The organism is Flavobacterium kingsejongi, assembly GCF_003076475.1.
GTDB lineage: Bacteria > Bacteroidota > Bacteroidia > Flavobacteriales > Flavobacteriaceae > Flavobacterium > Flavobacterium kingsejongi.
Genome location: NZ_CP020919.1, coordinates 3,153,093 through 3,177,167 on the forward strand (window position 1 = coordinate 3,153,093; position 24,075 = coordinate 3,177,167).

Sequence of the window (24,075 nt, forward strand, 5' to 3'; positions counted from 1 at the left end):
TTAAGGAACCAATACGAGATACCGGACATGGATTGGATAATCAATTAATTAGGTTAAATTTGCCCTGTACTTTCCTTTTACCCTAAAAATAGCGCAATGAAATTATTATTAGTCGAGGATAATCCTGAGCTGATTAAGAGTATGGCCGATTACCTGGTACATGAAAACAATATTTGTGAAATGGCCCATACCTTTGAAGAAGCCCGCGAAAAGTTGGTTTTATTTACCTATGACTGTATTATACTCGATATAATGCTTCCCGATGGTAATGGGATTAACCTGCTGAAACTGATCAAAAAGGAAGGATTGGAAAGCAGTGTCATTATTATTTCTGCTAAGAATTCGCTGGATTTTAAAATTACAGGTCTGGATGAAGGCGCAGACGATTATATCACCAAACCTTTTCCATTACCGGAGCTGTATTCCAGAATCAAAGCAGTAACACGACGGAACAGCAAAACAGCTTCCCAACTGCTACAGTTTAATGAGATTACAATAGACCTGCTGTCTATGGAAACCCATATTAACGGACAAGCTGTAACCTTAACCCGTAAGGAAACCAATCTCCTGATTTATTTTCTGAACAACCAGAACCGGATCCTGTCCCGACAGGCTATTGCAGCACACCTTTGGGGTGATTATACCGACAATCTTGATAATTTTGATTTTGTGTACCAGCATGTAAAGAACCTCCGAAAGAAAATTACAGATGCGGGTGGAGAAGATTATATCAGTACCGTTTATGGGCTGGGGTATAAAATAAGCCATCAGTAATGCGGCTCAATTACCGGTATACGATTGCTTATTCCTTAATCACTTTTTTTGTATTGCTGATTGGTCTTGCGATTGTTTACACTGCCGTAAAAAGAAGTAGCGCACAGGCAACAATAGGGGAACTAAAGCACCTTAACCGTGTTGTGGCCAACCAACTCAGCAGTTCCGAAGACTATAGCAGCCATCCTTCACGTAAAAATGTTACAATTGAAAAACTAACCGGGATTCCCAATACTACCGAAAAAGTAGATTATAACATAGTTTGGAATGCGGAACTTCAAAATAAGGTAATGAATGTAAGCCTGGCGACAGTACATCAGGTAGGCACTGATTATTATCGGATTACGAGCCATACTTTTATGATCATTACCGAAGACATTTACCTCAATGGGATATTTATGGTATTTGCCTGGACGTTTATCTTCCTGATTTCGATGGTTATTATTTCCAGTGAAGTGATCTCCGGATATATCCTTGCACCCTTTAATGCCACTTTATATTCGATACAAAAATTTGCCCTGCACCAGCAAACCAATATCAAATTCCAGAAGACAAGTACCTTAGAATTCCAGGAACTGAATCGATTTTTACTAAAGATGACAGAGAATGCTAAAAAAGATTATTGGGCGCTAAAAGAATTTTCTGAAAATGCATCCCATGAATTGCAGACTCCAATTGCGGTTATCAAGGCCAAAATTGAGTTACTCATACAGTCAAAGCTCGATGAATCCCAACTGACCCAACTCATGTCGATGCTGGATGAACTCGAAAAGCTTTCTAAGATCAATCAATCACTAACTTTATTAACCAAGCTGGAAAATTTTCAGGCGAATACTAATAGTGTTACCAATATCAGTAGTATTGTATCAGAAACACTACTTTCTTTTGCAGACCTGATCGAGATGAAGCAGATTACAGTAAAGAGTCATTTGATCGATTTGGTTTATATTCCGATGGAAGAGTCATTGAGCCGTATTCTACTCAATAATCTGCTTAGCAATGCCATACGGCACAACTGGATTTCAGGGTCGATTGAGCTTATGGTAAGTCCTTCCGGACTTATGATCCGTAATACCGGGAATCAGCCTTTGGTACCGACCGAAGAATTATTTGGGCGTTTTAAAAAAGATAATCAATCACTGAATTCTATTGGGATTGGACTGGCTATTGTTAAAAAGATCTGTGAGATTTTTGGACATACCATCACCTACCACTTTATTGCCGGTTACCATACTATCGAAATTGCTTTTGTACAGCCTGAAAAGTAGCCCGCAGCGCAGCTGTAAAACGAAAACGTTTGAAATTTCAACTTAAAAACAATATTTCTTCAAAATTCCTTCAAAATTGAAACCTTAGTTTGTAACAGGCAAAGTGCCGGATTCTTGTTTACTCACTAATTATATTTTGATTAAAATGAATTATATGAAAAAAATAGTGTTTAAAACCTGCTTTACTGTATTTTTAGGTGGAGTAAGCGGTGTTTTAAATGCACAGGAAATCAAAGATACGATTCCCATATTACAGGTGCCGGCTGCTAAGGTCAAGACACCACCTTTGGGTGACCTGAAAATAAAATTCAATGAGGATGGAAGTAAATACCTAAAATTTGGTTTTTGGAATCAAACCTGGCTTCGGGTGATTGAGAATAATCCTGGAACGGCTGTCAATGGTACACCACAAACGACCACCTATGATGCGGGTATCCGTAGGATGCGAATAACGGCTACCGCACAACTTTCCCCACGTTACCTGATTTTTATACAGATGGGAATCAATAACCAGTCTTTTATTTCCGGTGGTGGTACAGGAACAGGTGGTAATGGAGCAGGAAAGAAAGCAGTATTCTTTTTTCACGATGCTTATAATGAATTTGCTATTTTACCTGCAATAAATGAGGAAACCAAAAAGAAAAATGCATTCAATCTGTATATGGGAGCGGGATTGCACAGCTGGAACGGTGTCAGCCGACTGACCAATGCGAGTTCCAACCGGATGCTGACGGCTGATTTACCAGTATTTAATTTCAACACCATAGAAGTTTCAGATCAGTTTGCCCGGCAAATGGGGATTTTTGCCCATGGTGAATGGAACCGTCTGGCCTATCGGGTGAATGTAAATAAGCCTTTTGCAACCAATTTAGTGCCGTTGGTCAATGGTTCTGCTTTAGACAATAATAAAAGCGGGAAACTTTCCTTTGCCGGCTATTTTGATTACCAGTTTTTTGATACCGAAAATCGAAGCAGCCCATTCCTTGCCGGAACCTATTTGGGTGAAAAACGGATACTGAATGTGGGTTCCGGATTTTATTCTACTAAAGATGGTACCCTAACACAACCACAGGAAGGCGTTTTTGAAAACCATGATATTACTATCTTTGGAGCAGATGTTTTTACTGAACTTCCGATAGGTGCGAAAGACAAAGAAATGTCTCTGTCCATTTATAGTGTGCTGTATAATTATAATTTTGGACCCAATTACATCCGCACGACCGGACTGATGAATCCCGGTACTGCCGATCCTGATTTTACAGGTATGGTGGCCAAAGAAGGATTTGGAAATGCAAAGTACTTATTGGGCACCGGAAAAATATGGTACACACAGGCAGGTTTCCTATTGCCAAAGTTTAGTGATAAAATCCGGATCCAGCCCTATGTGACCTATACGTTGAAAGACCTGAAAGCACTTTCAGAAACAGGCCATTTTTATGATTTGGGAACCAACCTTTTATTGGATGGGCATAATGCAAAAATATCACTTCAGTATTCGAGCCGTCCTTTATATGATGCGGCTACCAATACTGTTTTTAAAAGGGCAGGGGAAGTTATCGCCGCTGTCCAGATTTATCTTTAATACTTAAAAATTTATTTATAACTATGTCACAATTATCAAGTATAGCCCGGCCAGAAGAAATGAGCATGGCACGACGTGTGAAAGCAATTATGAGCGGTTCTATAGGGAACCTTGTTGAATGGTATGATTGGTACGCTTATTCCGCCTTTTCCATCTATTTTGCGCCCGTCTTTTTCCCTGAAAGTAGTGCTACGGCACAATTACTGAATACAGCCGGAATCTTTGCAGTAGGATTTCTAATGCGCCCCATCGGTGGTTGGCTCTTTGGGAGTTTAGCCGATCGTGCTGGCCGTAAATTCTCAATGACACTTTCCGTATTATTAATGTCTTTTGGATCGCTCCTGATTGCATTAACTCCTTCGTATGAAGCTATTGGCGTACTCGCACCAATCTTATTATTGGTAGCGCGCTTGTTACAGGGATTGAGCGTTGGTGGGGAATACGGAACTTCAGCAACCTATCTCAGTGAAATGGCTACGGCCAAACACCGTGGTTTTTTCTCCAGTTTCCAGTATGTGACCTTAATTGGTGGACAGCTCATTGCTTTAGGGATCCAGCTTGCTATGCAGAAGCTATTTCTTACCGATGCCGAAATGCATGATTGGGGTTGGAGGGTACCGTTTTTTATTGGAGCAGCCTTATCATTGGTCGCTTTATACCTGAGAAGCCACATGGACGAAACTGCTGCATTCAAGAAAACAGAAGAAAATGAAAATGTAGTAGAAGAAAAAAAGAAAAGTGGTTCTTTACGGGAATTAATGCGCCATCCAAAAGCTTTGGCTATTGTTGTAGGGCTTACTTTAGGCGGGACGATCGCTTTTTATACCTACAGTACGTATATGCAAAAATTCTTAGTCAATACCGTACACCTGACTAAAGATGAATCGACTCTTATTACATTTTTATCCTTACTGATTTTTGCTTTGCTGCAACCTGCATTTGGCTTATTATCGGATAAAATTGGAAGGAAACCTTTGCTGCTGGCTTTTGGGGTTTTGGGAACCATTGCAACCTATCCGTTACTGACAGCGGTCAGCAATTCGTCAGGGAAGTGGGAAGCCTTTGGTTATATCATGATTGCATTGGTTATTGTGAGTGGTTATACCTCCATTAATGCAGTCGTAAAAGCAGAATTGTTTCCTACAGAAATCCGGGCATTGGGAGTTGGTTTTCCCTATTCCGTTACCGTAGCACTTTTTGGAGGTACAGCAGAATATATTGCCTTGTGGTTTAAAGATGCAGGCCACGAAACCTATTTCTATTGGTATGTAACGGGATGTATCTTTATCTCACTGTTAGTCTACAGCTATATGAAAGATACCCGCAAAACGTCTACTTTTGGAGATACGAATCACTAATATTTTTTAAATAAAAACACGAAATCCCCTTACTAATAAGGGGATTTCGTGTTTTCAAAAGTTGAAATTCCGCAGTTAGGGATTAAATAAAGAAATACCCCAGGCTCAGGCTAAAAGAATTTGGTTTGGATTTAAAATCCTTACTCAGGTTATTCAGTCCGCCTTCATAACGAAGATCGATGGTAAAGCGGGAAATATCTACTCCGGCTCCAAGCTGGTACCCCACATTCGATTTGTCAAATTCACGGTAGGAATTGTTTACGTTATTCAGGATAGAGATGTTGTCATCCATGACATAAGAATATACACCACCACCAAAAACACGTACATTCAGCAAAGAAAGATCTACAATTTTATACCCAATTACCAATGGCACTTCGATGCTTTTCCATTTCGCATCTTCAGTTCTGCCATCGTTCGTTTCGATTTTGGATTTTTTTTGTGCAAATAAAACGTCACCCTGGATATATACTTTTCGCAAATCAACACGAACCATAGCTCCGGCAAAATAACCACCAGAGAATTTAGAGTCCAGTCGTGTATCCGATAAAGAAAGGCTGCTGAAATTCCCACCACCTTTGATTCCGAAATGTACAGGAGAAAGGGTTTGTGCCTTTCCGGATAGGGCGATAAAACTCAGGATAAGGCTTAGGAATAGGAGGCATTTGTGTGTTCTCATTTTTTTCATTTTAAATTAATTTATACAAAGAAGCCACAATATTTTGGGCTATAAAAATAATTTTGACCAACACCTTTCAAATATTGACAAAAGGCTTAAGGAAGCCGGCCTAATCTATGACGATTACCGGAGCGTTACATTGTGAAAGGCCAAAATAAAAGGCAATACAACAGCAATCTTTCAAATTTACACAGAAATTAATAAAAAAGACAGCCTTCATGGGGCTGTCTTTAGTTTTTATGCGAATAACAGTCAAAGCTGTTCTCTTTTTATTTTTATACCTGTATTACGCCCAGATTAAAAGGTTTTTCAATCGGTGCGTGATTGGCAGCCTCAATTCCTAAGGAAATCCATGTACGCGTGTCTAACGGATCGATGATTCCATCAGTCCAAAGGCGGGAAGCAGCATAATACGGAGATACCTGAGCATCATATTTCGCTTTAATTTTATCGAACAATTCTTTTTCTTTTACTTCATCTACAATCTCCCCTTTCGATTTCAGGGAAGAAGCTTCAATTTGCATCAATACTTTTGCCGCCTGGGTACCACCCATTACGGCCAGTTCCGCACTTGGCCATGCAAAAATTAACCTCGGGTCATAGGCCTTACCACACATAGCATAGTTTCCGGCGCCATAAGAATTCCCTACGACTACAGTAAACTTAGGGACTACAGAATTACTGACTGCATTCACCATTTTAGCTCCATCTTTAATAATACCGCCGTGTTCCGATTTGGAGCCGACCATAAATCCGGTAACATCCTGAAGGAAAACCAACGGAATTTTCTTTTGGTTGCAGTTGGCAATAAAACGCGTGGCTTTATCGGCAGAATCGGAATAGATTACACCACCAAACTGCATTTCTCCTTTTTTGGATTTTACAACTTTTCGCTGATTGGCTACAATTCCCACAGCCCAGCCATCAATACGGGCATATCCTGTAATGATCGTCTGTCCGTAACCGTCTTTATAAGGTTCAAATTCTGAGTTGTCTACCAGTCGGTTGATGATTTCCATCATATCATATTGCTCCGAACGGGATTTTGGAAGTATGCCGTAAATATCTTTTTCGTCCAGTGCCGGTTTCTCTGCTTTAATACGGTTGTAACCCGCTTTGTCAAAGTCCCCGATTTTATCAATTATATTTTTAATTTTATCCAGGGCGTCTTTATCATCTTTGGCTTTATAGTCCGTCACACCCGAAATTTCACAGTGCGTCGTAGCGCCACCCAGGGTTTCATTATCAATACTTTCGCCGATTGCCGCTTTTACCAGGTAGCTTCCCGCTAAAAATATACTTCCTGTTTTATCTACGATAAGCGCTTCATCGCTCATTATAGGAAGGTAGGCGCCACCAGCAACACAACTGCCCATGACAGCAGCGATCTGGGTAATCCCACGGCTGCTCATAATGGCATTGTTGCGGAAAATACGGCCAAAATGCTCTTTATCCGGAAAAATCTCATCCTGTAGTGGCAGGTATACACCGGCACTATCCACCAGGTAAATGATCGGCAGGCGGTTTTCCATAGCAATTTCCTGAGCCCTGAGGTTTTTCTTTCCCGTGATAGGGAACCAGGCACCGGCTTTTACAGTAGCATCATTGGCTACCACAATGCATTGTTTTCCTTTGATATAGCCAATTTTAACGACTACACCTCCAGAAGGGCAACCGCCATGTTCCACATACATCCCGTCTCCGGCAAACGTACCAATTTCGATACTTTTTGCTTTAGGGTCCAATAAATAATCAATTCTTTCCCGGGCAGTCATTTTGCCCTCTCCGTGCAGTTTTGCAATTCTTTTTTCACCGCCGCCAAGTTTTACTGTAGCAAAACGCTGTTTTAAATCGGATAGTAATAGTTTGTTGTGGTCTTCGTTTTTGTTGAAGTTAATGTCCATTGTATGAGTCGTATAATTTTTTTGGGCGTGTCCCAAAGGGCCGGGCTTTTCGCTTTATCTTTTCCCCGCTGAAAGACCGGGAAAAAGGATGCCGCTGCACTCCCTCACGCAATTTAGTTCATTTTGTTTTGCGCCTGCTAAAGTACGAAATCGTTTGAATTCTAAGCATGCCATGACAATATAAGTTTAGCGGTATGGTATTCCATAACCCGCATTTGACGTTAACTTAATATTATCTTAACATTGAAAGGGTACATTTGCAGCATTAAATTTAAGATATGAATCTCAATAGTATTTTCCAGTTTTTTGTTCCGAAAGATAAAAAATTCTTCCCGCTTTTTGAAGAAGCAACCGCTAATTTAGTGAAACTTGCTGAAACATTACATGAGGCCGTAAATGCGCCACTTGCCGAAAGAGAAATTCTGTATAAGCTTATCGAAGAGCTGGAGCAGAAAGGAGAGGACATCACCCACAAGACCAATCTTGAATTAAGTGTCAATTTTATTACACCTTTTGACCGTGAGGATATTCACTCATTGGCGAGTTCAATTGATGGTGTGGCAAATTATATCTATGGTGCTGCCAGCAGAATGCGTTTGTACCAGGTAGATAAAATCACCAAATCAATCCGTAAGCTGACAGAGATTAACCTTGAAGCCTGCCAGCTGATTCAGGTAGCTATTGTAGACCTGAAAAGCATGAATAAAATAAAAAGCATCACTGCAGCTTGTGCAAGGATTAATAAATTAGAAAATAAGTCAGACAATGTTTATGACAGGGCAGTAGCTGATTTATTCGAAAATGAAACCGATGCTAAGAATATTATGAAATATAAAGAAGTGTTATCGGCTCTGGAAAGCGGTATGGACAAATGTAAAAGTGTGGCCAATGTCCTGGAATCGATTTCTGTAAAACATTCTTAATACAAATTTTATATAGAAATTAAATTCTATGACTCTACTTATTATAATAATAGTTCTTGCATTAATTTTTGATTATATCAACGGTTTTCATGATGCTGCGAATTCTATTGCAACTGTAGTAGCCACTAAGGTTTTAACGCCTTTTCAGGCGGTACTTTGGGCGGCGTTCTTTAACTTTTTGGCCTATTGGGTTTTTGGTTTTGGTGTTGCCGATACGGTGGCCAAAACAGCCCACACGATGGAGATTGACCTTGTCGTTATTTTAGCGGGGGTTATTGCAGCTATTTTATGGAACTTGCTGACCTGGTGGTTGGGAATACCTTCCAGTTCCTCCCATACTTTAATTGGAGGTTTTGCCGGAGCTGCCATCGCACATGCCGGATTTGGAGCTGTCGTATGGTACAATGCCGGAAAACCAGGCGAAATGCCAACAGGTGTACTTATCATTGCAGCCTTTATATTTCTGGCACCATTAATAGGAACACTGGTTTCGTACCTGATTTCCCTTTGGTTAATGCATTCTTCTAAAAAGACGATAGGCCCTAAAATCTTTACCGTTCTATTAATGGTAGTGACAATATGGTTTGTAGTAACCAAAATAGAATATTATGATGAAATCAAACACCCGCGTTTTGCCTCGCAATTCCTGAGTGTTATTACCGAACCCCATAATATTAAGTGGTTGCTGGTTGCTTTTATTATACTATCCATTAGTTTTTTCTGCCTAATATTCAGCAGCCTGAATCAAAACCAGTCTACTTCATGGTTGCGTAAGATGCAATTGTTGTCTTCAGCATCATTCAGTTTGGGACATGGTGGTAATGATTCACAAAAAGTTATGGGTATTATTGCAGCAGCAGTAGTCGTATACATCCATACCAGTGGTTCTTCATTGGCAGCAATGCCGGAATGGTTACAGGTAAGCCTGCCATCGATAGGAGCCAATGGAGAAGAATTTACCGGACACATGCCCGGATGGATTCCATTAGCCTGTTATACTGCGATTGCCGCCGGTACCTTAAGTGGTGGTTGGAAAATCGTAAAAACAATGGGATCTAAAATTACAAAAGTAACGCCATTTGAAGGTGTAGCTGCAGAAACTGCAGGAGCACTGACGCTTTACTTTACAGAACATTTGAAAATTCCGGTAAGTACAACACATACCATTACAGGTTCTATCATCGGTTGTGGACTTACAAAACGTATTTCTGCTGTTCGTTGGGGCGTAACTGTAAAATTAATATGGGCATGGATTTTAACCATCCCGGTCTCAGCATTATTAGCTGCTCTGATCTATTACTTCTTAAGTATATTCCTGGAGTAATACCATTGCAAAAAAATCATAAGGCCTAAGATGACAGTCAGAAACTACCATCTTAGGCCTTTTTTTAATTTCTTCATTGAGTACTACTGTACAAATCTAATATCCTAATTGCTATGACTTTTACGCTTCAAGGTGGAACTATTGTTGACTTTTCTAAAATTTCCTATCGCAGCCTTGGCTTTGGTGAAGCTACGACGCTTCCGGTTAAAAAGTTCAAACTGGAAATAGGCTATAGTGCCCTAAAACCAGAATTTATTGATAAAGCAGCGCTTTTTATTGAAGAATGCCAGGCCGAAGACGAAGGGCAGGGCTATTCGGACGTACCTGAATTACGCGATTTAGGGTATCCCGATTTTATAGAACTTGTCGAGCAGTATCCGGATGTCGCTGGAATGCTGATTACTGATTACCTCTATTTTGATTTTCTGAAATCCCTTTTTGGTGCTGTAAAACAACCGGAATTGATCATAAATACGGTACTGGGTGTAGTAATAAAGAACAGCGTTTTTGCTGTATATGGCGAAGTATTTGAACAGGGCAAGTAATATATTGAGGTGTAAATCAAGGTAAATAAAGACAATATTGCTGATCGATCAGCAAGTCTGTTCTTTTTTTAATACTTTTGCAGCCACCCAATCTCCTTACAAATGAAGTTATACCAATACCCATATTGCCTATTCCTGTGCTTACTTCTTTTTTCCTGTTATACAGGAACTGCACAAATTAATACATTATTTGATAGTTCCAAGCAATTCCGTACACTCAACGAACGATGGGAACTGGACAGTACCAGCCAGAAAGGGACTTTCCTGATTACACCTTACAAATCAATCTATATATTGCCCACACGTTGGTCCAGTAAACCCAACGAAAAGCCATTTAGCGATAATCCTCAAAACGTATCTCCGGAATCGGTCGATTATAACAATGTGGAAACCAAATTTCAGATTAGTTTTAAAACCAAAATTTTTCAGGGCTTGTTTTTTGGACGGGGAGATCTGTGGGTTGGCTATACACAAAAGGCCAGCTGGCAGCTTTACAATAAAAGCCTTTCCAGGCCATTTCGGGAACTGAATTATGAGCCAGAAGTTATCCTAAATTTCGCCACAGATTTTAATGTATTTGGGCTGCGTAATAAAATGTTGGGGATATCGTTTAATCATGAGTCCAATGGGCGCGGTATGCCACTGTCCCGCAGCTGGAACCGGATTATACTTCAGGCCGGATTGGAAAAAGGGAATTGGAGTGTATATTTACGTCCGTGGTACCGTTTGCCGGATACCGAAGATGATAATCCTAATATTAGTAAATACATGGGCAGGGGAGACCTGACGGTTATCTATATAAAAAATGCCAATGTACTATCGCTAATGGCACGTCATAACCTGTATTTTAATTCTAAAAGCAAAGGCTATCTTGAATTTGACTGGGCTTATCCAATTTCTGGAAATTTAAAAGCACATTTACAGGTTTCACAAGGATATGGGGAAACATTAATTGATTACAACAACAGGCAAACAACCATAGGTTTAGGGGTGTCTCTAATTGAATGGTTGTAATTAACGATTTAAATATTCCAATTCCGATTGAAAGATAACCGGTAATGAAATAATAAAAGAAGCTCCTTGCTCTTTTCCTTTGCTTGTGGCGTATATTTTACCTTTGTGCAATTCTACCAGTGATTTGCAAATGGAAAGGCCTAAGCCATTCGAGCTTTCTTTTCCGGTAGGAGAGGAACTCAATTTGGCAAATTTCACAAATAACTTATCAAGATCAGTATTACTAAGTCCCTGGCCTTCATCCTGAAATTCAATTTCAACACAATCACCCGATAATTTTGCAATGACACGAATAAGGGTATTGGGATACGAATATTTGATGGCGTTGCTCAATAGATTGTGCAATACATCAGTGATCTTATTTTTGTCCACATTAATTTTTGGGATGCTGCTGTCATAGTCCAGAATTATTTTTTGTCCTTTACGATTGGCAATTAACTCAAAGCTGGAAATCATGCGGTCGAGCATAAGCTTAAGGCTGGTTTCTTGGATGGATAATTTGAATTCCGTATCTTCCATTTCTGAAAGTTTCAGCAAATCGGTCAGTTTGTATTGGATACTGTCAACGCTTTTCTTGATCATATCGGCCATCTTTGGAACCCGTTTGAGATCCATTTTCAGGATATCATTTGCCAATTTGATAGAGGCCAGCGGATTTTTAATCTCATGCAATGTGATCCCCATAAGGTCGTTCTGGGCTTTGATTACCTTTTTATAGCGTAAACGGTCTTCCAGTTCATCCACTACAAGTGTGGAAAGCGTTTTTAGCATTTTCAGCTGTTTTTCGGTCACTTCTCGCGGTACGGTATCTGTCACGCATACGGCACCCAACAAAAAACCTTCCGGAGATTTTAAAGGTGCGCCAGCATAAAACCGAATTCCTTTCGGGCATTTTACCATGCTATTGCTTTGCAGCTCCGGGCTGAGTAAAGTATCGTTAAAAACAGTAATTTTAGTGTTTAATATTGCAAGGGAACAAAGGCTGTTCTCCCTAAGTACCTGACTTATTTTATTGGGAGTATTGCTAATCATTGATTTGAAAAAGACGCGCTTCTCATCCACGAATGTGATATACGCATGAGGCGTATCAAATATTTGGGAAGCCAGCAAGGCTATCTTATCAAAAGTATCTTCTGGATGCGTATCGAGTATCTGGTACTCGTACAGCTTCTCAAGACGGGATTTATCGTTTTCTGGTATGATGGTCTGGGGTTTTGTGGTAATCATATCTCTTTGATATTTAAATTATTAAACATTTCCATTGGGATAGATTTAACTAAAAAGGACATGCCACAAAAATACAATTAAGATTTTATTAACAGTTGCATAATTACGTTTTATTTTTACATGATCTTACGATTTATAAAAAAACCTGCTACATTTAACTGAAGCAGGTTTTTCCATAGGCATTTTATATTTTATTCATCTTCTTTCTGTCCCATCATCATTAGGAATGATTTTAGAAATTCATCAATCTCACCATTCATTACGCCATCGACATCACTGGTTTCATAGCCTGTACGGACATCTTTCACCAATTTATACGGATGCATCACATAATTACGGATTTGCGATCCCCACTCAATTTTCATTTTTTTGGCTTCAATCTCATCCCGTAAAGCCTGTTTTTTCTTGAGTTCAATTTCATATAACTGTGACTTTAAAAGCTGCATGGCTTTCGTTTTGTTGTCCAGCTGGGAACGGGTTTCAGAATTTTCGATAATAATACCAGTAGGGTGGTGTCGCAACCTTACTGCAGTCTCTACCTTATTTACATTCTGGCCTCCGGCACCACTGGATCGCATGGTTTCCCAGGAAATGTCTGCGGGGCTAATCTCGATTTCAATAGTGTCATCTGCAAGCGGATATACATAAACTGAAGCGAAACTGGTATGCCGTTTTCCGTTGCTGTCAAAAGGAGAGATACGTACCAAACGATGTACCCCATTTTCGCCTTTGAGGTAGCCAAAAGAATAATCCCCTTCAAATTCAAGGGTTACCGTTTTAATTCCGGCAACCTCCCCGGCCTGGAAGTTAAGTTCTTTAATTTTGTAGCCATATTTCTCCCCCCACATCATGTACATACGCATCAGCATTTCAGCCCAGTCACAACTTTCGGTGCCACCGGCACCAGCTGTAATCTGTACTACTGCGCTCATACTGTCACCTTCATCGGATAACATATTTTTGAACTCCATAGCCTCAATATGGTCATTGGTGAGGGTATATTGAGCATCGAGTTCTTCCCCTGTCAATTCTCCTTCACGGTAGAATTCATAGGCGAGCTGCAATTCATCTGCCATCGAAACTGCTTTTTCATAATCTTCAACCCATTTCTTTTTAGAACGTAGGTTTTTTACGATGATTTCTGCTTGTTTCGCATTATTCCAAAAGTCAGGTGCAAACGTCTTTTCTTCCTCGTTTGTAATTTCAATTAGCTTTTTATCAACGTCAAAGATACCTCCTCAACGCACCAAGGCGCTCTATAATACCTTTAATTTGTTCGGTATTTGTCATATTTATTGTAGTTTTGTAACCGCAAAAATAAGCTTTCATTCTGAAACTATGGAAATAAATTTAATTAGCGATACTGTTACGAAACCAAGCCATGAAATGCTGCATTATATGATGCAGGCAAAAGTAGGCGATGATGTGTACAAGCAGGATCCTACTGTTATTGAACTTGAGACGATTATAGCTAATATTTTTGGTATGGAAGCCGCTATGTTTTTTCCTTCCGGAACCATGGCCAACCAAACGGCAATTAAATTGCATACCCAACCTGGTGAACAGCTTATTTGTGATAAATGGGCTCATGTCTATAATTATGAAGGTGGTGGTGCCTCTTTCAATAGTGGGGTCAGCTGTTGCCTTTTGGATGGGGACAGGGGAATGATTACTGCAGATCAGGTATTGGCGGCCATTAATCCACCTGAATTTTTCCACAGTCCACTGACCAGTCTTGTTTGTGTTGAGAATACCACAAACAAAGGAGGTGGGGCTTGTTATGATACACTGGAACTTGCTAAAATAAGAGCGGTTTGTGATGACCATAATTTAAAATTCCATTTGGACGGCGCACGCCTTTGGAATGCATTGGTTGCCCGCCGGGAAAATCCAAAACAGTACGGAAAAATATTCCATACGATTTCAGTATGCCTTTCCAAAGGGCTTGGTGCACCAATAGGATCGGTATTGGTAGGGGATAAGGAAACAATCCACCGCGCTTTGCGTATCCGTAAGATTCTGGGTGGTGGCATGCGTCAGGCAGGGTATCTCGCCGCTGCAGGGATTTATGCGCTTAAAAACAACGTGAGCCGCCTGGATGAGGATCATCGCAGGGCACGTGAGCTTGCAGGAATATTACAAAAGTTACCCTGGGTCAACAATGTAGAGCCGGTAGAAACAAATATTCTAATATTCACAGTGCGGGAACCGCTGAAGGATACTATTGTCATTGAAAAATTAAAACAAAAAAGCATTTTTATCAGTGCGATGGGACATGGTAAATTACGCATTGTAACCCATCTCGATTATAAAGGTGTAATGCATGATTATGTGATGGAAACATTGCATAAGATTACATTTTAAATATAAAAAGCCTGGTAGTACCAGGCTTTTTTATGCATGATGTCGTAGCATATTAGGCAAACATATCCATTCCGGGAATATTTGGCATGCCATCTTTCGCAACAGCACCCAGTTCTGCATCATTCACTGCAGAAGCTTTTGCTATGGCTTTGTTAATAACCAGCACCAAATAGTCTTCCAATTGCTCTTTGTCCTCAAGTAAACTTTCATCAATACTGATGTTTTTTACCGTACGGTTTGCGGTTAAAGTTATCTTTAATAACCCGTCATTGCTCTGCTCGTCGATTAAAACGGTGTCAAGACGCTTTTTAGTTTCTTCAATTTTCTGTTGGGTTTCCTTAATTTTTCCCATCATTCCCATAATATCTCCAAACATTGTTGATAATTTTTATAATTAATATTTACAAATTTAGTAAATTGGCAAATGATTGTCAATAGGAAATATCAATGAAAAAAATAATAGTATTAGCGGCTGTTTGTATTACTTTTGCATCTTCGTATTCGCAAAAAATCGAAAAAAAAATGACTCACAATATACCGACACCCTCGGCTCCTATAAAGCCTGTTACTTTAGAAAAACATTCCGATAAAAGAATTGACAATTATTTCTGGCTCAACGATCGCGAAAACCCTGAGGTTATCAATTACCTGAACCAGGAGAATGCGTATTATGAGCAAATGACAGCACATACCAAGCAGTTTCAAACGGACTTATTTGAGGAAATGAAAAGCCGGATCAAGGAAGATGATGCTTCTGTTCCTTATCTTTATAATGGGTATTATTATATTACCCGTTTTGAAAAAGGTAAAAATTATCCAATCTACTCCCGTAAAAAAGGGAGCCTGGCTGCAGCAGAGGAAATTATGTTCGATTGCAACGCACTTGCAGAAGGCCATACGTATTTTAACTTAGCAGGTGTAAGCATTAGCCCGGATAATAAATGGGCTTCTTTTTCTATCGATACCGTAGGGAGAAGGATTTATACGTTACAGATTAAAAATCTTGAAACCGGTGCGATTTTAGCAGATAAAATTGATAATACTACCGGTGGCGGTACTTGGGCAAATGATAATAAAACGTTATTTTATACCCGCCAGGACAAAAAAACACTACGTTCGGATAAAGTATACAAACATACACTGGGCAGTAAATCAGCAGATAAATTGATTTACAATGAAAAAGACGATACTTTCAGTACCTTTGTGTACAAAGAGAAATCAAAAAAATATATTGTAATAGGCTCTTCCAGTACGTTAACTTCGGAATACCGGATTGTAAGTGCTGATAAGCCCAATGAGGAGTTTAAAGTGTTTCAGCCCAGAGTTCGTGGCCTGGAATATAGCATTTCCCATTATGGGACTGATTTTTATATTGTTACCAATAAGGATAAGGCTACCAACTTTAAACTAATGAAGACTCCGGAAAAGGCTACAGGCCAGGAAAACTGGAAAGACCTGATTCCGCACCGTGATAACGTATTGTTGGAAGATATTGAGATTTTCAAGAATTACTTAGTTGTAGAAGAACGCACCAATGGATTGAATGTACTGCGTATTATGGCCTGGAATGGAGAGCCGGAGTATTACCTTCCATTTGAAAGTGAAACGTATACGGTTTATACGACCTCAAATGTCGATTTTGATACGGATGTATTGCGCTATGGCTACCAGTCGATGGCAACGCCTGCATCTATTATCGATTTTAACATGAAAACGAAAGCCAAAGAAGTCCTGAAAGAACAACAGGTTTTAGGAGGTAAATTCGATAAAAATAATTATACGGAAGAAAGGGTATGGGCAACGGCACAGGACGGTACTAAAATCCCAATTTCAATGGTGTATCGTAAAGGATTAAAAAAGGATGGTAAAAATCCATTATTGCTTTATGCATATGGTTCTTATGGGGCCACAATGGATGCTTATTTTTCCTCATCCAGGCTATCATTACTCGATCGTGGTTTTGTATATGCTATTGCTCACATCCGTGGAGGTGAAGATATGGGGCGTGAATGGTATGAGAATGGAAAGCTCCTGCATAAAAAAAATACTTTTACCGACTATATTGATTGCTCCAAGTTTGTTATTGCAGAAAAATATACTTCACCCGAGCATTTATATGCAGAGGGAGGCTCTGCAGGAGGTTTGCTGATGGGTGCTGTAGTCAATATGGCTCCGGAACTCTATCATGGCGTTATTGCTCAGGTTCCTTTTGTCGATGTGATTACTACCATGCTGGATGATACAATTCCTTTGACAACCGGAGAATATGATGAATGGGGGAATCCGAATGATAAAGAATATTACGACTATATGAAGTCTTATTCGCCTTATGACAACGTTACAGCGCAGGAATATCCCAATTTATTGGTCACAACCGGGCTGCATGATAGCCAGGTTCAGTACTGGGAGCCTGCAAAATGGGTTGCCAAACTAAGAGCCGTAAAAACAGAAAACAACCTGTTATTCCTTGATACTAATATGGATGCGGGGCATGGGGGTGCCTCCGGAAGATTCGAAGCACTGAAAGAACTTGCTAAAGAATATACTTTTTTATTAGATTTAGAAGGAATTCAAAAATAATTAAAATTTTTTAATTAAATTTGCAAGGTTTTGCGGTTATTAAAACTTTGTAAGAGTTTATACCCTTGATTAACTTATTTTTTATGAAAGAAGAAATAAAAGCCTATAATAATGTTTTGGAATTAATAGGTAACACACCACTTATTAAACTGAACAAAGTTACAGAAGGATTAGAAGGAAATTTTTATGCGAAAGTAGAAGCCTTTAATCCCGGACATTCAACCAAAGACAGAATAGCTTTATATATCATTGAAGAAGCTGAAAAAAGAGGAATTCTAAAGCCGGGTGATACTATCATCGAAACGACTTCCGGAAACACAGGTTTCAGTATCGCAATGGTAAGTATTATTAAAGGTTATGATTGTGTTTTGGCGGTGAGTTCAAAATCATCAAGAGATAAAATTGATATGCTGAGAAGTATGGGGGCTAAAGTATATGTTTGCCCTGCACATGTTTCTGCCGATGATGAAAGATCGTATTACAATGTTGCTAAAAGGCTTCATGAAGAAACGAAAGGATCGGTTTACATCAACCAGTATTTTAATGAATTGAATGTCGATGCTCATTATAAATCTACAGGTCCGGAAATCTGGGAACAGACCAACGGAAAAATCACCCACCTTGTCGCGTGCAGCGGAACAGGAGGTACAATCTCCGGAACAGCACGTTTCTTAAAAGAAAAAAATCCAAATATAAGAGTTCTGGGCGTTGATGCTTATGGATCTGTACTGAAAAAATACCACGAGACCAAGGAGTTTGATAATGATGAAATCTATCCTTATCGAATTGAAGGTTTAGGGAAAAACCTAATTCCTACAGCTACCGATTTTGATGTTATTGATGAATTCATTAAAGTAACAGATGAAGAAAGCGCGCATGTAACTCGTGAGATAGCAAAAAAAGAAGGTTTATTCGTAGGATATACCAGTGGTGCAACGATACAGGCTGTACGTCAATATGCTGAAAAAGGAGAATTTGATAAAGATAGCAATGTAATTATTATCTTCCCGGATCACGGTTCCCGATACATGAGCAAAGTATTTAGCGATGACTGGATGAATGAGCAAGGTTTCTTTGACAGTGTAAATGTAGAAGAAGCACAAAAAATAGAATTTATAAAGTAACATACTACAACTGTAGATAAAGATAAGAGCCTCAAATTTTGGGGCTCTTATCTTTTATAAATAATTTAGAGCTTTTATTTTAAATTATAAAATGGCTATTAGTTAAAATGTTCTATATAAATAATATAACAATAAATATTCTCAAAACGAGAAATTTTTATTTTAAAAAGATGTATTAATGAGAATTATGTTTATATTTGAATGTAAATTTTAACCTACAAATTTTTATTATGAAAAAATTATTATTGTTACCCCTTATGATGTTTAGTATTTTTATTGGATGTTCATCCGATTCAGATCAAGTAATTGCTGATCAGCAGCAAAAGATTGTAACTACACCTGTTGATTCAGAAATTGTAATTTCATTGCAGGAACAAGAAAAAGCTGCAGCTGTGCCAGGTTGTGTAGTTAATTTTAATGTTAATGAAACAGCTACTCAGCCCGCGCCTGGTATTATGGCTGTTAGTTATTCTACTTTCCAGCCTTTAGATCTTTATTTTTGCCAACTTAGCGCTTATATTGAAGCTAAATCTTGTGCTAACCCAACGGTGATTAAGAGATTTGCTATAAATTTATTTAGTAATACTCCTACTTTGACTTATTATGTAAATATCTCTGATATTGTTGGATTTGATACGACTAACGCATGCTTTAGCTGGAGGGTAGTCCTAAATGGAGCATCCTGTTCTTCAGAATTTGGATCACCTACTTGTAATAATGCAACACCATGGCATAATTATTAAATCAAGAATAAAGAGATTTTTTTTATAAATATAAGCCTGTTCATTTAATTGGACAGGTTTTATATTTAATTAGATATGCAATATTTATATAAGTTATAAAAAATCCCGATCAATCGAATGTCGGGATTTTTACTTTAAATTTTTCAGGAAAAGTTCTATGTAAATTTAGTAGTATAGGTTTCGTGATTGTATTTCCTTTTGGATCTCTTTTTCTAAGATTTTATTATTTTTCGAATTTCTAATTATGATATAGGCCAACAGTAAAAGGAAAGAAAGTAAAGAATCCAAAACCATTTTATACTGCACTATAAATCACAACTCCAATAGTACTTCCTACAATTGCAGCGTCAATTATTGAATTGGTTTTTATTCTTTTTATTTTCTGTAAAAGTTCCTGGTTGCTTAATTCGGTCAGGCTTTCTGGTTTCATACCTCTAATTTTCTTGAATATTAAATTTAAAAACTAAATGCACCAGGAATAGGAGCTATATTTTACCCAAAAAAATAAAACAGTTGTAAAGGGTTTACAACTGTTTTATTTTTACATTATTGCCTGAAAATTTATTGTAGTGGAAAAGGACAGTTAACCCTCCATAGTATGATAGACATTTTGAACGTCATCATCTTCTTCAATTTTTTCCAGTAATTTTTCAACATCTGCTATTTGTTCTTCTGTCAGTTCTTTGGTAACTTGTGGGATACGTTCAAAACCAGAAGAAAGAATTTCAAGGTTTCGGTGTTCCAGTTCTTTCTGGATAGCGCCAAAACTTTCAAAAGGAGCATAGATTAAGATTCCGTCTTCATCTTCAAAAACTTCTTCCACACCGAAATCAATTAGTTCCAGTTCCAATTCTTCTGTATCTATATCTCCTTTTGGGATACGAAAATTACAGGTATGGTCAAACATAAATTCAACAGATCCCTGTGTGCCCAAACTACCATTACATTTGTTAAAATAGCTACGGATGTTTGCTACAGTACGGTTATTGTTATCGGTTGCTGTTTCAATTAGCAAGGCAATCCCGTGTGGTGCATAGCCTTCAAATAATACTTCCTTATAGTTGGCTGTATCTTTATCGGTTGCTTTTTTGATAGCTCGCTCTACGTTGTCTTTCGGCATGTTTACTGCCTTGGCATTCTGGATGACAGCACGAAGCCTGGAATTGGATTCCGGATTTGGACCACCTTCTTTCACAGCCATCACAATATCTTTTCCTATTCTTGTAAATGCTTTGGCCATAGCTGACCAACGTTTCATTTTTCTATTTTTTCTGAACTCAAACGCTCTTCCCATTTCTAATGTTTTTTTAACGTTGCAAAAATAATGTTTTCCCAATTATTTTTAAGGATTACAACTCTTTTTTGCTAATTTTTATTCTATTTTTTACTCTAAGCTGCTGTTGAAAGAACTAATCCCGAAAGTCATAAATTGTAAAACCAAATAATGACATGGCTACCGACTCCTGTATTAATATTCGGTTGCAACAAAATCTTTTATGATGTGTACGGCTTCAGGAATATAGGGATTTGTTTTAATATTTTTAATTTTAAAAGTATTCATTTCTTTTAACTGCGGGTTATTTTTCATCGATTCGCTATCATAAGAAGTATTGAGTATTGTCAGGGTGTTCTCTTTGGAGGTCACCATTTTAATGGATTCCCAAATACTATCATTCTGGTGCGTGCTTGCGAAAACCTCATTAAAAAGAGAAGGCACAGGCTCTTTAGGAGTGGTCATATAAGAATTGATACTTTTATTGAGTGCTGTTATAGTCATGAAATCTGCATTTGTTTCAATACGCTTTTTACTTTTATCAATTGCATCCTGATAAATAGCCTTGGAATAAGGGATAAAGTTGTAATGAATTTTGATGCTATCATTCGGCAGTGCGGTCTTGTAATTCTTTTCACGGCTGACGAAATCATTAAAAAGGTATGGGATCTCAATATCCGGCAACACCCCTGTAATTTGATGGCTTTTTCCTGTAACCCTGTAAAATTTATCAATAGTAATTTTTAAAAAGTCTTTTTGTTTTTTATCAATTGGCAATACGGTTTGCATGGTCGCTTTACCAAGGGAGGGGGAACCAATCGTAATGGAGCGGTTGTAATCCTGTAAGGCTGCAGCAAAAAATTCACTTGCAGAGGCTGAATTACCATTGATCAGCACCACAATAGGACCGTTATAAATTGCCCCTTTATTATAATCGTTGATGATGTTTTGCCGGTTTTTATTGTCAACCAATACAGAAATAGGGCCGCTATCCAGAAACATCGTCAGCAATTTGATGGCTTCATCCATGGAGCCACCACCATTATCTTCCAAGTCAATTAAAAGGCCATCAATGGTATCGGCTTTTAATTTTATAATTTCTTTTGCAACATCACGGGCACATCCTTTATTCAGATCATCATCAAAATCACTGTAAAAACTGGGTATTTTCAGGTAACCCAATCGGGTATTTTCATCTTCAATGATAAAACTATAAACAAGATTTTCATCCGATTTCATGATTTCTTTTTGAATCGTCACCTCATACACCGTTCCATTTTTTTTACGCAAGGTGAGTGTTACTTCTTTGTAATTATCAGAAAAAACAATATCAGCAATAGTTTTCATTGCGACACAGGTCACCCAATAGGATTCGTTTTGAGAACCTACTTTGATGATCTGGTCTCCAATATCAATTTTACCCGATTTGAAAATGCTGCTTCCGGGTATTACTTCCTCAACAATAATTTCTTCTTTTTCATTCAGGCTAACATAAATTCCCAACGAATATTTTTCCGTAGAGAGACCTGAAAAAAAAGTAGATTTTTCTTCAGATGAAAAATAAGCAGTATGGGGATCAAAATAGGAAGTGTAAATCGTATAGAAAGAATTCTCCAGATTGGTTTTCAGGTGGTCCGGATCATCGAGTATGCTATTGATTTTGCATAACTTGGTTTCGAATACTTTAGCTTTTGAAATTTTTTCAAAAGCATCAAACTTTTGCTTTACACTATCAATATCCGGGCTCATTTTAGCAATGTCTTCGAGGATATCATAGCGGATTTTTTTGCGAAGGATTTTCTCTACATCCTGTTCTTTTAGGTAGAAAGCAATGGTTTCAGTAGTGAAACGTAAGGTATCAGTATTATAGAAATAGTCTAAATCTTCCTTTTCTAATTTTTGGATAACCGCTTTATTACGTTCTAATGCTGTTTCATACGTAGTCGTAAAATCATTAAAAAAGGAACAGTCTTTTGCCCGAATGGCATTATCAATCGTTAAACGGTGCTTTTTAAGATGCTCATATTCTGATTTTAAAAACAGGCTCCGGTCTGGATCAAGTTCATTGATAAAACTATCAAAAACATAAACCGATAAACTGTCGTCTATCGGTTTAGGCCTGAAATGCTCTTTTTTGATGAGCTTATTGATTTTAGTAAGCAGGTCACAGGCTTCCTTATTATTTTGCCCATATAAAGAGAATGATAAAAATATAAGTAACAGTGTGAGCTTCTTCATTCCATCAGGATTTTATTTTTTATAAAAAGGCAACTTTACCACTTTAGCTGGAACATCGTTTTTACGGATCCGAATAAAGATATCAGAGTCGACTTTGCTATACGGCAGGCTTACATAGCCTAAACCAATTCCTTTATTAAGGGAAGGAGACATGGTTCCTGAGGTTACGTGTCCAATAACTGTTCCGGTAGCATCAACAATTTCGTAATCATGACGTGGGATTCCACGATCGGTTAACTCAAAAGCAATTAGTTTTTTAGTGACACCATTTTCTTTCTGTGCTTTTATAGCTTCAGAATTTGTAAATGTTTTATCGAATTTGGTAATCCAGCCCAATCCGGCTTCAATAGGAGAAGTGGTGTCGTTGATATCATTCCCATACAGGCAGAATCCCATTTCGAGACGTAAGGTGTCACGTGCCGCAAGGCCAATTGGTTTAATGCCAAAAGGAAGCCCGGCTTCAAAAATAGCATTCCAGATGTCTTCAGCATCTTCGTTTTTAAAATAAAGTTCGAAACCACCGGAACCTGTATAACCAGTTGCGGAAATAATTACATCATCCTTATCCGCAAATTTTCCGATTTTGAAACTATAATAGTCCATATTATGGAGGTCTACATGCGTTAATGCCTGTAAAGCGGTTGCCGCATGTGGTCCCTGGATTGCCAATAGCGAATAGCCTTCAGAAGCATTTTCCATTTCTACCCCTAAATCATTATGTTTCCAGATCCAGTCCCAGTCTTTTTCGATGTTGGAAGCATTTACAACCAATAAATATTCCACATCAGAAATTTTATAAATCAGTAAATCATCTACGATTCCACCTTCATTATTGGGCATACATGAATATTGTGCTTTACCTACTACAAGTTTGGAAGCATCATTTGTCGTTACTTTTTGGATTAATGCCAGGGCATTTTCGCCTCTCAGAAAGAATTCACCCATGTGGGAAACATCAAACACTCCGACAGTATTACGTACTGTTTCATGTTCAGCAATAACTCCTTCGTATTGAACAGGCATATTGTAACCCGCAAAAGGTACCATTTTTGCTCCTAAACTTTCGTGAACATGCGTAAGCGCAGTATTTTTCATTGTTGTATGTTGTTTTAATTTGTCGCGCTAAATTATTCAAAAAAAAGGAATTTTAATAGT

At 38.4% G+C, this 24,075-nt stretch carries 21 protein-coding genes; 12 read left to right on the top strand and 9 right to left on the bottom strand.

Features of this window, described 5'->3' with window-relative positions; translation table 11 throughout:
- Positions 1 to 96: 96 nt before the first annotated feature.
- The 4 genes from FK004_RS14180 (at position 97) to FK004_RS14195 (ending at position 4,982) form a co-directional block, all read left to right on the top strand.
- Positions 97 to 774 (top strand): response regulator transcription factor, encoded by a 678-nt coding sequence (locus FK004_RS14180; protein WP_108737847.1) that lies wholly within the window; start codon positions 97 to 99, stop codon positions 772 to 774.
- A complete protein-coding gene (locus FK004_RS14185; RefSeq protein ID WP_108737848.1) occupies positions 774 to 2,042 on the top strand; it encodes a sensor histidine kinase in 1,269 nt (422 codons plus the stop codon). Before FK004_RS14180 ends, FK004_RS14185 begins: the two co-directional genes overlap by 1 nt.
- Positions 2,043 to 2,196: 154 nt before the next feature.
- Positions 2,197 to 3,624: a porin gene (locus tag FK004_RS14190; RefSeq protein WP_227871610.1), complete on the top strand. Its 1,428-nt coding sequence runs from the start codon at positions 2,197 to 2,199 to the stop codon at positions 3,622 to 3,624.
- A 23-nt stretch (positions 3,625 to 3,647) separates the two neighbouring features.
- Positions 3,648 to 4,982, top strand: a complete 1,335-nt coding sequence (locus FK004_RS14195) for an MFS transporter (RefSeq protein WP_108737849.1) — start codon at positions 3,648 to 3,650, stop codon at positions 4,980 to 4,982.
- Between the two features lie 82 nt (positions 4,983 to 5,064).
- On the opposite strand, the gene FK004_RS14200 is transcribed toward FK004_RS14195, so the two are convergent.
- Both FK004_RS14200 and FK004_RS14205 read right to left on the bottom strand, forming a co-directional pair.
- Positions 5,065 to 5,661: a porin family protein gene (locus FK004_RS14200; protein WP_157956118.1), complete on the bottom strand. Its 597-nt coding sequence runs from the start codon at positions 5,659 to 5,661 to the stop codon at positions 5,065 to 5,067.
- A gap of 275 nt (positions 5,662 to 5,936) precedes the next feature.
- Entirely contained in the window at positions 5,937 to 7,565 is a 1,629-nt protein-coding gene (locus FK004_RS14205; RefSeq protein WP_108737851.1) for an acyl-CoA carboxylase subunit beta, read from the bottom strand.
- Positions 7,566 to 7,843: 278 nt separating this feature from the next.
- Here FK004_RS14205 and FK004_RS14210 point away from each other — a divergent pair, with 278 nt between their 5' ends.
- The 4 genes from FK004_RS14210 (at position 7,844) to FK004_RS14225 (ending at position 11,371) form a co-directional block, all read left to right on the top strand.
- On the top strand, positions 7,844 to 8,488 hold the full coding sequence (locus tag FK004_RS14210) for a DUF47 domain-containing protein (protein ID WP_108737852.1): 645 nt from the start codon (positions 7,844 to 7,846) through the stop codon (positions 8,486 to 8,488).
- A 28-nt stretch (positions 8,489 to 8,516) separates the two neighbouring features.
- Positions 8,517 to 9,812 carry an inorganic phosphate transporter gene (locus tag FK004_RS14215; protein WP_108737853.1) on the top strand — a complete coding sequence of 432 codons (1,296 nt, stop codon included), beginning with the start codon at positions 8,517 to 8,519 and terminating at the stop codon, positions 9,810 to 9,812.
- 113 nt (positions 9,813 to 9,925) lie between these two features.
- Positions 9,926 to 10,357, top strand: coding sequence for a hypothetical protein (locus FK004_RS14220; protein WP_108737854.1), 432 nt, complete (start codon positions 9,926 to 9,928; stop codon positions 10,355 to 10,357).
- A gap of 102 nt (positions 10,358 to 10,459) precedes the next feature.
- On the top strand, positions 10,460 to 11,371 hold the full coding sequence (locus tag FK004_RS14225; protein WP_108737855.1) for a phospholipase A: 912 nt from the start codon (positions 10,460 to 10,462) through the stop codon (positions 11,369 to 11,371).
- Here FK004_RS14225 and FK004_RS14230 read toward each other — a convergent pair whose 3' ends face one another.
- The gene (locus FK004_RS14230) at positions 11,372 to 12,598 is read right to left on the bottom strand and encodes a GAF domain-containing sensor histidine kinase (RefSeq protein WP_108737856.1); all 1,227 of its coding nucleotides are present in this window, start codon (positions 12,596 to 12,598) and stop codon (positions 11,372 to 11,374) included.
- Between the two features lie 191 nt (positions 12,599 to 12,789).
- A protein-coding gene (gene prfB / locus FK004_RS14235; RefSeq protein WP_108738859.1) for a peptide chain release factor 2 occupies positions 12,790 to 13,888 on the bottom strand; the annotation gives its coding sequence in 2 pieces (ribosomal slippage) (positions 12,790 to 13,824 and positions 13,826 to 13,888; 1,098 coding nt in all).
- 48 nt (positions 13,889 to 13,936) lie between these two features.
- Between prfB and FK004_RS14240 the strand changes: the two genes are divergently transcribed.
- Positions 13,937 to 14,962 (top strand): threonine aldolase family protein, encoded by a 1,026-nt coding sequence (locus tag FK004_RS14240; protein ID WP_108737857.1) that lies wholly within the window; start codon positions 13,937 to 13,939, stop codon positions 14,960 to 14,962.
- A gap of 52 nt (positions 14,963 to 15,014) precedes the next feature.
- Here FK004_RS14240 and FK004_RS14245 read toward each other — a convergent pair whose 3' ends face one another.
- The gene (locus FK004_RS14245; RefSeq protein ID WP_108737858.1) at positions 15,015 to 15,338 is read right to left on the bottom strand and encodes a YbaB/EbfC family nucleoid-associated protein; all 324 of its coding nucleotides are present in this window, start codon (positions 15,336 to 15,338) and stop codon (positions 15,015 to 15,017) included.
- A gap of 71 nt (positions 15,339 to 15,409) precedes the next feature.
- Here FK004_RS14245 and FK004_RS14250 point away from each other — a divergent pair, with 71 nt between their 5' ends.
- From FK004_RS14250 to FK004_RS14260, 3 genes are all read left to right on the top strand, one after another.
- Positions 15,410 to 17,542: a S9 family peptidase gene (locus FK004_RS14250; RefSeq protein ID WP_108737859.1), complete on the top strand. Its 2,133-nt coding sequence runs from the start codon at positions 15,410 to 15,412 to the stop codon at positions 17,540 to 17,542.
- Between the two features lie 83 nt (positions 17,543 to 17,625).
- Positions 17,626 to 18,666 carry a cysteate synthase gene (capA, locus tag FK004_RS14255; protein WP_108737860.1) on the top strand — a complete coding sequence of 347 codons (1,041 nt, stop codon included), beginning with the start codon at positions 17,626 to 17,628 and terminating at the stop codon, positions 18,664 to 18,666.
- Between the two features lie 230 nt (positions 18,667 to 18,896).
- Complete coding sequence (locus tag FK004_RS14260; protein ID WP_108737861.1) at positions 18,897 to 19,409, top strand: hypothetical protein; 513 nt, start codon at positions 18,897 to 18,899, stop codon at positions 19,407 to 19,409.
- A gap of 295 nt (positions 19,410 to 19,704) precedes the next feature.
- On the opposite strand, the gene FK004_RS19580 is transcribed toward FK004_RS14260, so the two are convergent.
- The 4 genes from FK004_RS19580 to gcvT all read right to left on the bottom strand — a co-directional run bounded on the left by FK004_RS19580 (position 19,705) and on the right by gcvT (position 24,015).
- Positions 19,705 to 19,839: a hypothetical protein gene (locus tag FK004_RS19580; RefSeq protein WP_262497651.1), complete on the bottom strand. Its 135-nt coding sequence runs from the start codon at positions 19,837 to 19,839 to the stop codon at positions 19,705 to 19,707.
- Positions 19,840 to 19,992: 153 nt separating this feature from the next.
- Positions 19,993 to 20,703, bottom strand: a complete 711-nt coding sequence (locus FK004_RS14265; protein WP_108737862.1) for a YebC/PmpR family DNA-binding transcriptional regulator — start codon at positions 20,701 to 20,703, stop codon at positions 19,993 to 19,995.
- A gap of 174 nt (positions 20,704 to 20,877) precedes the next feature.
- Positions 20,878 to 22,920 (bottom strand): S41 family peptidase, encoded by a 2,043-nt coding sequence (locus FK004_RS14270; RefSeq protein ID WP_108737863.1) that lies wholly within the window; start codon positions 22,918 to 22,920, stop codon positions 20,878 to 20,880.
- A 12-nt stretch (positions 22,921 to 22,932) separates the two neighbouring features.
- Positions 22,933 to 24,015 (bottom strand): glycine cleavage system aminomethyltransferase GcvT, encoded by a 1,083-nt coding sequence (gene gcvT / locus FK004_RS14275; protein WP_108737864.1) that lies wholly within the window; start codon positions 24,013 to 24,015, stop codon positions 22,933 to 22,935.
- Positions 24,016 to 24,075: the final 60 nt, after the last annotated feature.